The sequence below is a fragment of the Nostoc sp. CCY0012 genome (assembly GCF_963920855.1).
Classification (GTDB): Bacteria; Cyanobacteriota; Cyanobacteriia; order Cyanobacteriales; family Nostocaceae; genus Cyanocohniella.
Genome location: NZ_CAWUDM010000142.1, coordinates 1 through 12396 on the forward strand (window position 1 = coordinate 1; position 12396 = coordinate 12396).

Here is a 12396-nt window from a genome sequence, read left to right on the forward strand (position 1 = left end):
CCCCTGCCCCCTGCCCCCTTCCCTTACCTAGTTCTGTCTATGCTGAGTGCGTTAATTTTGCTGCCATTGTTGGGTGCAGCTTTAATCGGTTTTTGGCCCTCTAATATTAGTGGTCACCTGGCTCGGAGAGTGGCTTTGCTGTTTGCCAGTATTACTTTCTTGTGGACAGTTTTATTAGCCATTAAGTTCACTCCAGGAGAAGTTAGTCAACAGTTTAGTGAGTTTATTCCCTGGGTAGATTCTTTGGGCTTAAATTACAATTTAGGAATAGATGGCTTATCTTTACCGTTATTACTTTTGAATGGATTGTTAACCTGCATTGCCATTTATAGTAGCGATTCATCTCTTCAACGTCCTAGGTTTTATTATTCCTTGGTACTACTGTTAAGTGTGGGTGTGACAGGAGCATTTCTAGCACAGGATTTATTATTATTTTTCCTGTTTTATGAACTAGAATTAATACCTCTGTATTTGTTGATTGCCATTTGGGGTGGTGAAAAACGGGGTTATGCAGCCACGAAATTTCTCATTTATACGGCTTTTTCCGGCATCTTAATTTTGGCAAGTTTCCTGGGTATGGTGTGGCTGAGTGGTTCTCCTAGCTTTTCCTTAACCACCTTAAATACCACAACTCTGCCTTTGGCAACACAGCTGTTATTGCTAGCAGGAATTTTAGTCGGTTTTGGCATTAAAATTCCCTTGGTTCCCTTTCATACTTGGTTGCCAGATGCCCACGTAGAAGCTTCCACACCCATTTCTGTACTTTTGGCTGGGGTGTTGTTGAAGTTGGGTACTTATGGCTTACTGCGATTTGGCATGAACTTATTGCCGGAAGCTTGGGGTTATTTAGCCCCTTGGTTAGCAACTTGGGCTGTAGTCAGTGTACTATTTGGCTCATCCTGTGCGATCGCCCAAACCGATATGAAAAAAATGGTGGCGTACAGTTCCATTGGACACATGGGTTACGTGCTGTTAGCAGCGGCTGCGGCCACGCCTTTAAGTACCTTGGGTGCAGTCATGCAAATGATTAGCCACGGCTTGATTTCCGCGCTGCTATTTTTGCTGGTGGGGGTTGTTTACAAAAAAGCTGGTAGCCGTGATTTAGATGTGATTCAAGGACTACTAAATCCAGAACGAGGTTTACCAGTAATTGGTAGCTTAATGGTTTTAGGCGTAATGGCCAGCGCTGGTATCCCCGGAATGGTCGGGTTTATTTCCGAATTTATCGTGTTCCGTGGCAGTTTTGCTGTATTTCCAGTGCAAACATTGTTATCTATGCTGGGTACAGGCTTAACTGCGGTTTACTTCTTAATTTTGATGAATCGGGCCTTTTTTGGCCGGTTGTCAGCACAAGTCACCAACTTACCCCGTGTCTTTTGGAGCGATCGCCTGCCTGCGATGATATTAGCAGTATTGATTGTAATTTACGGCATCCAACCCGCTTGGTTAGTACGTTGGACTGAACCGACAATTACAGCAATGGTGAATACCCAAAATGTTGTGGTTGCGGTGGCGTTGGATAAAGCAAAGGGAGTAGGGAGTAGGGAGTAGGGAGTAGGGAGTAGGGAGTAGGGAGTAGGGAGTGGGGAGTAGGGAGTAGGGAGTAGGGAGTGGGGACTAGGAAAAAATTTTTCTATAAATAAATACCCAATACCTATAATTTTTGGAGATGTCTAATGGTAACTATGAAGAAAAAAAAACCTGCTAATCACCCTTTAGCTGAGTATATTGACAGACTGCTAAATGGTGGTGCATTACTTCCCGACAATCCAGATAACGTACTGGAAGTTGTGGGCATACTAAAAAGCTATGGCGTAGTTTTAGATGCCTATTCTAAAAATCTTATATATATTGCAGAAAATCAATTTTTAGTATTTTTTCCCTTTTTTAAATACTTTAATGGCGAAATAAATTTTCCCAAATTATTACGTCACTGGTGGCATGACAGAATCAATTTTGAATATGCCGAATATTGTATGAAAGCCATGATGTGGCACGGTGGCGGCGGGTTAGATAAATATTTAGATACACCAGAATTTCAAGAAAGAGCGCAAGCGGTTATTAAAGCAAAATTTCAAAATAATCCCATGATGATGGGAATGAATCAACTATTTCCCGACTTTTTAACGGAAATGTTGCGTGTCTCTGCCTACTACACTGGTTTGGGGCAGTTTTGGCGGGTAATGGCTGATATGTTTTTGAGTTTATCCGACCGCTACGACCAAGGCGAAATCAAAACTATTCCCCAAGTTGTCCATCATATCAAAGCAGCTTTGGTGGCAGATGCTTTAAGGCCTATTACCTATAGTGTCAAACTTAAAGATAAAGTATACGATATTATTCCCAAATCAGTGGGCTTGACCTTCCTGGCCGATACAGCCGTACCTTATGTAGAGGCAGTATTCTTTCGCGGAACCCCTTTTCACGGTACAGTTTCATACAATGCCCAAGCATATCAAATTTCCCCAGACCAAGCCCGATTTCAGTATGGCGCACTTTATGCAGATCCTTTGCCTATAGGTGGTGCAGGTATTCCTCCTACCTTGTTGATGCAAGATATGCGTCATTATCTGCCAGATTATTTGCATAATGTTTATCGTCGTAGTCTTCGGGGTGAAGATGATTTGCGAGTGCAAATTTGCGTAAGTTTCCAAAAATCCATGTTTTGTGTGACTACGGCAGCGATTTTGGGACTGATGCCTTATCCTATGGATACTCAAGATCAATCTGAAAAAACTGCTAATCGGGTCTATTTACAAAAGTGGATGGATAGGTTGGAAACTTCAAGATTGCAAGAAGTAAATAAATAGTTGAATTTTTCCACAGTTCCACACCGAATAAAAAAGCAAAGGCGATCGCCTGACCATGCGATCGCTTAAACTTTTGTCACAGCCATGATATTTATGTACTGGACGCATCTTCTCCAGAAGCAATTTCATCTATGTTGATCATCCAGGGAATACCTTGATTAACTGGAGAACTGATACTAATTTTTGCTTGGTTAGCGAATAGTTTTAACTTGTCAGCTAAATAAGGAACAGTAGTCATAATTCGCTGATAAGTATTAATGTCATGGCACACCATAACTAACATCAGAATGCCACTATTAACTTTGAAATACCAGTGACAACTAGACAATAAAGTCCGTACCCGGCGTTTGCAAGTTAAGAAAAAGCATTTTTTGGTTGCTTCTTCTAGTTGACTCAGCCAGACTCCACTAATTTGCATTGTTTTTTGGGATGGCAAATCATCAGCCGAGAAATATGGTTGATACATAGAATTTCTTGATTATTCAAAAGAGTAAGAAATTGATGTAGACTGAATTACGTGGTAAAAAATCGCGGAAATTTAATTAAGTCCATCAGTTACATCAGACTAAACAAAGTGCTAATCTAACTTCCATTCACTCCTTTATAGACTTTCTTTATATAATCGGTAGTGAATCCCTTCTCAGTTTCCTTAGATTTCTTTATGAATTAATTAATAAAAGTTCATAGTTATTAAATTCTCTTATAAGTAGCTTAAAGAGCATTGTTAATAAAGTATTTCTCACTAAAGTGAGGTATGAGTAAAGAAATAATTGTAAAAATTGGTAAAAATGCACCCAAAGAGTTAATAAATACTACGTCCCATTATCCAGATTGTCGCCAATCGATGGGAGTTTCTAAATAATCAGGTAGACGAGTTGTGCGATCGCCTAACGCCATCTTAATTTGCTGTAATTCTACATTTTTTGCCCCTGTCAAAATTGCACCTTCTAGTTTGACATCACAAAAGTTAGCATCACACAGGTTAGCCCCCATCAGATTAGTTCCAGAAAAATTAGCTTGATAGAGATTAGCCCGATGTAAATCTGACCCCATGAGGTTGGCTTTATCTAAGTCAGCTTCAGCAAAACTAGCTTCAGTGAGATTGGCAAAAAAGATTTCTGTTTGTTGGAGTTTAGCAGCATTCAAGTTAGCCCCAGAAAGGTTTGCTCCATTTAGGTTTGCGCCTTGGAGGTTAGCCCCAATTAAACCTGCAAGTTGCAAATTAGCTTTACCAAGTTTTGTCCACTGCAAGTTAGCCAAAAACAATTTGGCTCCAGAGAGATTAGCAACTTTTAATGTTGCTTGTTGCAAATTGGCTTTATAGAGGTTGGCCCCACAGAGGTTGGCTGCACGCAGACTTGCACCTAAAAGATTAGCTCCTCGGAGGTTGGCGCTAGAGAGGTTGGCTCGATTTAAATTTGCCCAACATAAGTTGGCTCGATTCAAATTTGCTTTTAGCAGGTTGGCTTCATAAAGAATACAGCCAGCCAAGTTAGCACCGTCGAGGTTAGCCCCACATAAAAATGAGGCCCGCAAATCGGCTCCACACAAATTAGAGCCACGCAGATCGGCTTTTTCTAAGTTAGCACCCAGCAAATCAGCTCGCCGGATGTCTGTATTCCGTAAATCTAGCTTTTGATTGTCCTCTTCTATTAAGGAATTGCGCCTACCAATGACAGTCAAAGCAGCTTGAATATCCCGGCGAATTTTGGGTAATGCTTTACGGGTGTCCGATTCCAACTTTTGTTTACGATACACCCCGCTTTTGGGCCTATCTAAGTTACTAGGCTGTAGGTACTCCAGTCTTTGTTGCTCATCCTCAAGTTGAATAGGAGCATTTTCTCGCACAAAAGCCGTCAGGATTTCCATAATTGTCCAATGTTCTTTGGGAAAATCCTGGGCGACTCTTTCTAAGATATAAATTGCACCTGTTCGGGTTTCAATCTTGTCGTGACCTAACTGGGTAATAGCTCCCATAAAGCATTCGATCAGCATCTTGTCTTGAGTTATTTGGGAATTTTGAATGCTGATTTCATTACTTTTTTCCGCAGCCAGTCTCCATTGAAGGATTTCTGCTGAAGCCTTTTTTTGCAGATTATCCGCACGTTTAGCCGCATAATAGGCATTAATTAATATTGCCAATCCCAAAAAAATTATGGCAGTACTAGTTAATACCTGATTTCTGTACTGTATTTGTTGAGCAGTTGTTAATTCCTCAAAATAGGACGAAACAAAGGCAATTAAAGTTAGTGATAGTACAAATACAACTATTATAGCTATCAACCAACTCCAGAATGTGTCTGTCTTATTAGCAGACATAGCAGTAATATTCCTTACTACACAGAGTTATTACTTAGATATTGAGAACACAAGTATACCATTTAGCTGATAGTTTGAATATCCAGCATAAAATTTAATTGTTGAATATACATCCCAAGACTTAATTAATAATGCTTTTTTGCATAAAATAGTATCAAATACAACATTGTTGATTATTTGGAGATAAATCTTGTCAGTTCGCTAAAGGGGCTTTATGCATCAACACTCCTAACATCAGTCAAAGCTAAATTAGCTTCTCGGAGATTTGCCCCTTGGAGTGTAGCATCCTTGAGAGTCGCCTCTTGTAGATTTGCTAGATATAAATTTGCCCCCTGAAGATTAGCACCACAGAGGTTAGCCCCAGTCAGATTTGCTGCACTGAGAATCGCCCCCTGAAGATTAGCACCACAGAGGCTAGCCCCAGCCAGATTTGCTGCACTGAGAACTGCTCCAGACAAATTCACCCCAGTCAAATTAGCTTGGGACAGATCCACATGATACAGATTTGTAAGTTGTAAATTTGCTTGATTGAGATTAACCCCCCGTATATTTGTGTAACTCAAATCCAGCAGTTCGTTTTCTTGGTCTTGCGTCGTATCTCTTCTACCAATAACCGTCAAAGCACCTTGAATCTCTGGAGAAATTTTTGGTAATAAATTGCTATCACACTCAACTTGATTAATGTAAATTGTATTATTTCTGACAAAATTAGTCAGAATTTCCATAATTTGCCAATGATATTTAGGGCAAGCCAGAGCAACTTCCTCTAAATCATAAATTATCGCTAGCTTGTTATCTGTTTTTTGATGATTCAGAGCTTCTCTAGCTGCAATTAAGCGCTGGTGCCAATCCGGAAATGGAATATTCACCCTTGTTTTTTGGTAATAATCTATCCTTGGCAAGATTTCTGTTACTGATATTTGATGATTAGCCAACTGATTTTTTACAGAGTTATAAGTGTTAATAATTGCAGTCAACATAAATACAAATAATTATGATTATTTTATTGATATATGTTATTGTCTCTAGATTGATAAATTTAATCATGAGTAAATGTAATGATTTTTTCTCTGGGGAAGATAGAAAATATAACTCTTGTTTTTATGGAGATAGATCATCATCTTTGGTTATTAGTATAATTTTATGCATTAACTTTATATATTCTTGAATTAATGGCTATTTATCTCATGCAAATCTATAAAAAAGAATATACATATGCAACAAAACAAAATGTCTCTCAATAAAGATTTAGTGTTAATTGGTGGCGGACACAGCCATGCCATTGTATTAAAAATGTGGGGGATGAAACAGATCCCTGGAGTACGTGTGACTTTGATTACTCCAACTTTAGACACTCCTTACTCTGGGATGTTACCAGGACACATCGCAGGATTGTATAGCCATGATGAGTGTCATATTGATTTACAAAAATTGGCTAAATTTGCTCAAGCACAGTTATATCTTGATAGAGCAGTGGGGCTGGATTTAAAAAACCACAAAGTAATTTGTGCTAATGGTTCTGCCGTAGATTTTGATGTTTTATCTATTGATATTGGTAGCACTCCAGCCACAATATCGGTATCAGGTGCCACAGAATATGCAATTGCCGCTAAACCAGTACCACAACTATTAGAACACTGGTATCAGCTATTAGAGAATTTCTCCAAAAACCAGCAAAAATCTCTGAGTATTGCGATTGTGGGAGGTGGTGCTGGTGGGGTGGAATTAGCATTGTCGATGCAATCCCATTTACAGCAGATTTTGGCACAAAATAAACAACCAATTCATAACATCAAAATTAATTTATTCCAGCGCCATGATGTACTTTTGCCTAATTATCATCAATCAGTACAACGACAATTTCAGAGAATTTTAACTAATCGCGGTATCAATTTATATTTAGGAGAAAGTGTCTGCCAAATTGCACCACAAAAAAATATTAATCAAACATTAGAAACATTTGATATTAAATGTGAATCTGGGTTAGTCGTAGAATGTCATAAAATTTTTTGGGTAACACAAGCATCAGCACCTCAATGGTTAAAAAGTACAGGACTAGGTACTGATGAAGCCGACTTTATTTTGGTAAATGATACATTACAATCACAAACCCACCCAGAGGTATTTGCTGCGGGGGACATTGCTACAATGGTTAATCATCCTCGTCCTAAGGCTGGGGTATTTGCTGTTCGCCAAGGTAAACCACTGTTTGAGAACTTGCAAAGGGTTTTATTAGGCAAATCCCTGAAACCCTATAGACCACAGCAACAATATTTAAGTTTAATTGGTACTGGCGATCAACGTGCGATCGCCACCAAAGGAATTTTTACTTCACCACCTCACCCATTAGTGTGGTGCTGGAAAGATAGGATTGACCGTCGCTTTATGGAACAATTTGACAAGGGGCTAGAGGCTCTTAGGCTAAAGTAGTGTATTTTATGGACATGAAAAGCGTTGTCAATGATCAAGGTTTATACTCATGGGTTTTAAATTAGAAAGCGTCATTCCCTGGGGACGTTCCATGCGGGAATACATCCAGATGTTTGATTTAACTCCTGAAGAACTCAACTTAAATGTTCTTGATTGTGCTGGCGGACCTGCTAGTTTCAATGTAGAAATGACACTTCAAGGCTATCAAGTTATTTCCTGTGATCCGGTTTATAAATTCACAGTAGATGAAATTTTTCAACGCATTCAAGATACTTATGAAACAGTCATACAAGGTGTCACAGCTAATCAAGAATGCTATGTTTGGCAGAATATTCCATCACCAGAAATGATGGGTGAAATTCGCATGACGGCGATGAATAAATTTTTGCAAGATTTTCCCTTGGGGATTAATCAAGGGCGTTATGTAAAAGATGAATTACCTGTCTTATCTTTTGCATCGAATCAATTTGATTTAGCTTTGTGTTCTCATTTATTATTCACTTATTCTGAGCAATTATCTGTAAAATTTCACTTAGCATCTATTGTAGAGATGTGCCGAGTTGCTAAAGAAGTACGCGTCTTTCCCTTATTAACATTATCAAGTGAATTATCTCCCTGGCTACAACCAGTGATGAATGAATTACAACAGCGGGGATATTCAGTAAAAATTCAGCAAGTTCCTTATGAATTTCAAAAGCATGGTAATCAAATGTTGTGTATCAATAAGTAGTTAGGCAAAATTAAATTCTTTCGTGGATATAAGGAATAGAGAGCAGATAAATTAAAATATTACAATTCATTACACATTTCGTAATATATTAGATTTGCAACCCCGTTTTTCAGTCTAGATATTCTGATGTAGATGCGAATGTAATTCGCCTAAATAATTGAGCTTATGAATCAAATAGTCTGGATCGCAAGACACGCCAACCGCCTCGATTTCGTAAACCCTGATTGGTTTCTCACCGCAGAACGACGTTATGATCCTCCTCTGTCTGATGATGGCATGGTGCAGGCCCAGCAGTTAGCTCAACGCTTGCAAACAGAAAAAATTTCTCATATTTTTGCTTCGCCATTTCTGCGAACTGTACAAACTGCCAGCGCCGTTGCCGAAGTTCTCGATTTACCCATTCAACTAGAAACAGGTTTAAGTGAGTGGCTAAATCCCGCTTGGATGTCAGAAGAACCAGAAAGATTATCAATTCCAGCATTAGCAGAATTATTCCCCAGAATAGATCTTAGCTACACATCAAGAATCGCGGCGCAATATCCGGAAACTCATGAAAAAGTACGAGAACGTTCTGCCCAAACTGCGAGATGTTTAGCTACTGAATGCTATCCCCAGAATATCTTGCTGGTAGCGCATGGTGCATCTGTTCTAGGGGCAGCAATGGGACTAGTAGGGGAAATTGCTAAAACAGAGGTGAAGGCTTCTTTATGTTCCCTAGTGAAAGTCGTGCGCCAAGGCCCTGAATGGTTGCTAGAACTAAAGGGGGATACTTCTCATTTGACACAGATCGAGGAAGTGATTCGATTTGCTTAAATCCTTAATTGGGATTTTAAATCATGACTGGTAGCATCCTGGGTTTAAGCTACAAAAAAAGTAATTAATTCTCTAATTAAGTTGTATGACCTTGTTACTAGCAGGAGACATCGGCGGTACGAAAACTATTTTGCGCCTGGTGGAAGCTTCAGATTCACTAGAATTACGTACTCTTTATGAGGAAACTTACCGCAGTGGGGATTTTCCTGATTTAGTACCGTTAGTGCAGCAGTTTTTGGTCAAAGCTAATACACCAGTACCACAAAAAGCTTGTTTTGCGATCGCCGGGCCAGTGGTAAATAATACTGCCAAACTCACAAATTTAGCTTGGTATCTAGATACCCAACGTTTGCAACAAGAATTAGGCATTGAAGCCATTTCCCTAATTAATGACTTTGCGGCTGTGGGTTATGGCATTTTCGGGTTAAATAAACAAGACTTGCTAACTTTGCAACCTGGCAAACACAAACTCGAAGCACCTATTGCCATTATTGGTGCTGGTACTGGTTTAGGACAAGGATTTTTAATTAAACAGGGCAACTACTATCAAGTTTTTCCCTCCGAAGGTGGCCACGCCGATTTTGCCCCCCGTAGCGAGTTGGAATTTCAGCTATTAAAATACCTACTGGATAAACATGATATTCAGCGTGTTTCGGTGGAAAGAGTGGTTTCGGGACAGGGAGTTGTAGCCATTTACCAATTTTTACGCGATCGCAAAATAGGCGCGGAATCACCAGAAATTGCTCAAGTAGTCAGAACCTGGGAACAAGAAGCCGGACATGAAAAAAGCGTTGATCCTGGTGCAGCCATAGGTAGAGCAGCTATCCAAGGAAGCGATCGCCTATCGGTACAAACTTTGCAATTATTTGTAGACATTTATGGTGCAGAAGCTGGCAATCTCGCCCTAAAATTCTTACCTTATGGCGGCTTATATATTGCTGGTGGCATTGCACCCAAAATCTTACCACTGCTGCAAAACGGTAGTTTTCTTTTGAACTTTAGCCAGAAAGGTAGGATGCGTCCCCTACTGGAAGAAATACCCGTATATATTATTCTCAATCAACAAGTGGGGTTAATTGGTGCGGCCTTATGCGCTACTAGGTTATAACAGCTGACATCATCAGTAATTCTGCATCTGTGATGGCTAAAATTATGACCTTTAGAGGCTTGTTACCACTCATTACCGCCACTATGATTTGTGGTGGATCTGTCCTAGTCGAAGCACGTCAACCCCAACGTCCAGTTTCGGTTGCCAAACCAACTGCTACTCAACCCGTACAGCCAAAATGGAAATCTTTCACGCCCCCAGACGGGCGCTTTTCTATTTTGATGCCAGGCCAGCCAGAGAGAAATAGTGAAACCCAAAAAACCTACATGGGGGAAATTAATTTAGAAATGTTTGTTGCCCAACCGCCAAAGCAAGAAGTTGCCTATGTGGTTGTTTATAATGACTTTCCTTACAGTTACGGACAAATAACCAATCCCCAAACAATACTCAATAATGCTAGGGATATGGCTTTAAAAACTACGAAAAGTAACTTAATTAGTCAGCGTGACATTCGCAGTTCTAATGGTCATCCTGGCAAAGAAATAGTGTATGTCAACACAGGTGGAAAAATTACCAGAAGCCGGATGTACGTTGCTGAGGGACGTTTGTATCAAGTAATGGCCATTACTAGTAGAAAACAACAACAGACTTTAACTAGAACCATTACCGGATATTTAAATTCCTTCCACGTGGTTTTGAAAAAGTGAGATAAAGCATTTCTCTTTTTATGAGGTATATCTGGTTGATGCTAGAGGCTAGAGATTAGGTGTACCTCATCTAATTAGGAACTGTTATCAATACCTAATAACTTCATTCCACCAAGGCTATCTTTTCTCTAGCAGCAACCAACATCCGATTGTCTTCTAAAATGAAGGCTTTGGGAACTTAACGTACTTAACCCACAGTCACCTGGTTAGTATCCACATTTGTAGCGCCATGAACTGAGCGCGCTACAGAAATCATCTTATTGAGAACTGTTTGGTTGGGAACTTGTCCTTTTAGAACCACAGTACTGCTTGTTTGAGCAACCCAAAGGGTACTAACATCATCCAGTTGTGGGTCTTCATCAAAAGCTAATGCTACTCGCTTGGCTAAACCACTTTGGTCGTATTCTCCGTTCAATCCTAAACGTTCTGGTGGAATTGATTGCGTAGCAGCAGGCGCAGTACTAGTAGTAGAAGCTTGTGGTACTGGCTGCGGTTGAGGATTAACTTGTGCATTTTTGGGTTTGTTTAATCCAAATAGTCTTTTTAACCAACTCATACTAACTTTTCTCCTAGTTTCATGAAATACTCATCACATCTGTAGAATAAAAGCTTTAGAAATAACGCGCATCTGTCGACGAAAAGATATGCACTCACACAAACTTATACTTTCAGTATGATTTGTTCATAACTTTTCTTGAAAGTTTGTAATGAATGCAGGTATTAAGTTTAAAATAGAAACTTAGACCATAATTTAGCAATTTAGAGCAGTACGTGTAAGGCAGTGATTTACTAGTTTTTATATTAGTAACATACTACCTGAGCCTGTTTTGGCGAAGATGAAACATACCCTTTCAGTTCTAGTAGAAGATGAGGCGGGTGTTCTATCCCGCATTTCTAGTTTATTTGCGCGTCGCGGCTTCAATATAGAAAGCCTTGCTGTTGGCCCAGCCGAACAAGGCGGAGTTTCTCGAATTACGATGATTGTACCTGGTGATGATCGCGTGATTGAGCAACTTACCAAGCAACTATACAAATTGGTCAATGTCCTTAAGGTACAGGATATTACCGAAACTCCTTGCGTAGAGCGAGAATTAATGCTGCTGAAAGTGAATGCTACTAGTAGCAACCGCTCAGAAGTGGTCGAATTAGCGCAGATTTTTCGGGCGCGAGTGGTCGATGTGGCAGAAGATTCTCTGACTCTAGAAGTTGTAGGAGATCCTGGTAAAATGGTAGCGATCGTCCAAGTGTTACAAAAATTTGGTCTAAGGGAAATAGCTCGTACTGGCAAAATTGCCCTCACTCGCGAGTCTGGTGTGAATACTGAGTTGCTTAAGTCTTTAGAAGCTAAGGTTTAGTCAAAATATACTTGAAGCAACAGAGATGTTAAGACTCCCACGAATGTTCATGAACAAGCGTGGGATTTTTGCATCAACACACTGTTTATAGATTAGTAGCGGGGGTTAAACTATTGATGAAATTCTGGGAAATCAAAATCCATAAATAGAAAAAACAAAAGCCCCAACACTTATGTGTGTTGAG

General features: G+C 39.8%; 13 protein-coding genes. 8 read left to right on the plus strand and 5 right to left on the minus strand.

The features are described 5' to 3' along the window. Nucleotides 1-39: 39 nt before the first annotated feature. Nucleotides 40-1551 (plus strand): NADH-quinone oxidoreductase subunit M, encoded by a 1512-nt coding sequence (locus tag ACM0OS_RS25935; RefSeq protein WP_414546065.1) that lies wholly within the window; start codon nt 40-42, stop codon nt 1549-1551. Between the two features lie 125 nt (nt 1552-1676). Then, entirely contained in the window at nt 1677-2810 is a 1134-nt protein-coding gene (locus tag ACM0OS_RS25940; RefSeq protein ID WP_414546054.1) for a CO2 hydration protein, read from the plus strand. Here the strand turns inward: ACM0OS_RS25940 and ACM0OS_RS25945 are convergent. From ACM0OS_RS25945 to ACM0OS_RS25960, 4 genes are all read right to left on the minus strand, one after another. After that, nucleotides 2784-2918: a hypothetical protein gene (locus tag ACM0OS_RS25945; RefSeq protein WP_414546055.1), complete on the minus strand. Its 135-nt coding sequence runs from the start codon at nt 2916-2918 to the stop codon at nt 2784-2786. The two genes, ACM0OS_RS25940 and ACM0OS_RS25945, sit on opposite strands and share 27 nt — an antisense overlap. Continuing rightward, nucleotides 2902-3276: a hypothetical protein gene (locus ACM0OS_RS25950; protein ID WP_414546056.1), complete on the minus strand. Its 375-nt coding sequence runs from the start codon at nt 3274-3276 to the stop codon at nt 2902-2904. The genes ACM0OS_RS25945 and ACM0OS_RS25950 overlap by 17 nt, the downstream gene beginning before the upstream one ends. A gap of 356 nt (nt 3277-3632) precedes the next feature. Beyond that, a complete protein-coding gene (locus tag ACM0OS_RS25955; protein ID WP_414546057.1) occupies nt 3633-5129 on the minus strand; it encodes a pentapeptide repeat-containing protein in 1497 nt (498 codons plus the stop codon). 212 nt (nt 5130-5341) lie between these two features. Beyond that, the gene (locus ACM0OS_RS25960; protein WP_414546058.1) at nt 5342-6109 is read right to left on the minus strand and encodes a pentapeptide repeat-containing protein; all 768 of its coding nucleotides are present in this window, start codon (nt 6107-6109) and stop codon (nt 5342-5344) included. A gap of 235 nt (nt 6110-6344) precedes the next feature. Between ACM0OS_RS25960 and ACM0OS_RS25965 the strand changes: the two genes are divergently transcribed. The 5 genes from ACM0OS_RS25965 (at nt 6345) to ACM0OS_RS25985 (ending at nt 10857) form a co-directional block, all read left to right on the plus strand. Continuing rightward, the gene (locus ACM0OS_RS25965) at nt 6345-7559 is read left to right on the plus strand and encodes an FAD-dependent oxidoreductase (RefSeq protein ID WP_414546059.1); all 1215 of its coding nucleotides are present in this window, start codon (nt 6345-6347) and stop codon (nt 7557-7559) included. 49 nt (nt 7560-7608) lie between these two features. After that, nucleotides 7609-8289, plus strand: coding sequence for an SAM-dependent methyltransferase (locus ACM0OS_RS25970; protein ID WP_414546060.1), 681 nt, complete (start codon nt 7609-7611; stop codon nt 8287-8289). 165 nt (nt 8290-8454) lie between these two features. Further along, nucleotides 8455-9102, plus strand: a complete 648-nt coding sequence (locus ACM0OS_RS25975; protein ID WP_414546061.1) for a histidine phosphatase family protein — start codon at nt 8455-8457, stop codon at nt 9100-9102. Nucleotides 9103-9187: 85 nt separating this feature from the next. After that, complete coding sequence (locus ACM0OS_RS25980) at nt 9188-10210, plus strand: glucokinase (RefSeq protein WP_414546062.1); 1023 nt, start codon at nt 9188-9190, stop codon at nt 10208-10210. A gap of 44 nt (nt 10211-10254) precedes the next feature. Continuing rightward, nucleotides 10255-10857: a hypothetical protein gene (locus ACM0OS_RS25985; protein WP_414546066.1), complete on the plus strand. Its 603-nt coding sequence runs from the start codon at nt 10255-10257 to the stop codon at nt 10855-10857. A 187-nt stretch (nt 10858-11044) separates the two neighbouring features. Here ACM0OS_RS25985 and ACM0OS_RS25990 read toward each other — a convergent pair whose 3' ends face one another. Then, nucleotides 11045-11413, minus strand: a complete 369-nt coding sequence (locus tag ACM0OS_RS25990) for a BON domain-containing protein (protein WP_414546063.1) — start codon at nt 11411-11413, stop codon at nt 11045-11047. A gap of 280 nt (nt 11414-11693) precedes the next feature. Here ACM0OS_RS25990 and ilvN point away from each other — a divergent pair, with 280 nt between their 5' ends. After that, nucleotides 11694-12212: an acetolactate synthase small subunit gene (gene ilvN / locus ACM0OS_RS25995; protein WP_414546064.1), complete on the plus strand. Its 519-nt coding sequence runs from the start codon at nt 11694-11696 to the stop codon at nt 12210-12212. Nucleotides 12213-12396: the final 184 nt, after the last annotated feature.

Coding starts and splice junctions, on each gene's coding strand:
- ACM0OS_RS25935 (WP_414546065.1), top strand. CDS start 40: ATGCTGAGTGCGTTAATTTTGCTGCCATTGTTGGGTGCAGCTTTAATC.
- ACM0OS_RS25940 (WP_414546054.1), top strand. CDS start 1,677: ATGGTAACTATGAAGAAAAAAAAACCTGCTAATCACCCTTTAGCTGAG.
- ACM0OS_RS25945 (WP_414546055.1), bottom strand. CDS start 2,918: ATGCGTCCAGTACATAAATATCATGGCTGTGACAAAAGTTTAAGCGAT.
- ACM0OS_RS25950 (WP_414546056.1), bottom strand. CDS start 3,276: ATGTATCAACCATATTTCTCGGCTGATGATTTGCCATCCCAAAAAACA.
- ACM0OS_RS25955 (WP_414546057.1), bottom strand. CDS start 5,129: ATGTCTGCTAATAAGACAGACACATTCTGGAGTTGGTTGATAGCTATA.
- ACM0OS_RS25960 (WP_414546058.1), bottom strand. CDS start 6,109: ATGTTGACTGCAATTATTAACACTTATAACTCTGTAAAAAATCAGTTG.
- ACM0OS_RS25965 (WP_414546059.1), top strand. CDS start 6,345: ATGCAACAAAACAAAATGTCTCTCAATAAAGATTTAGTGTTAATTGGT.
- ACM0OS_RS25970 (WP_414546060.1), top strand. CDS start 7,609: ATGGGTTTTAAATTAGAAAGCGTCATTCCCTGGGGACGTTCCATGCGG.
- ACM0OS_RS25975 (WP_414546061.1), top strand. CDS start 8,455: ATGAATCAAATAGTCTGGATCGCAAGACACGCCAACCGCCTCGATTTC.
- ACM0OS_RS25980 (WP_414546062.1), top strand. CDS start 9,188: ATGACCTTGTTACTAGCAGGAGACATCGGCGGTACGAAAACTATTTTG.
- ACM0OS_RS25985 (WP_414546066.1), top strand. CDS start 10,255: ATGACCTTTAGAGGCTTGTTACCACTCATTACCGCCACTATGATTTGT.
- ACM0OS_RS25990 (WP_414546063.1), bottom strand. CDS start 11,413: ATGAGTTGGTTAAAAAGACTATTTGGATTAAACAAACCCAAAAATGCA.
- ilvN (WP_414546064.1), top strand. CDS start 11,694: ATGAAACATACCCTTTCAGTTCTAGTAGAAGATGAGGCGGGTGTTCTA.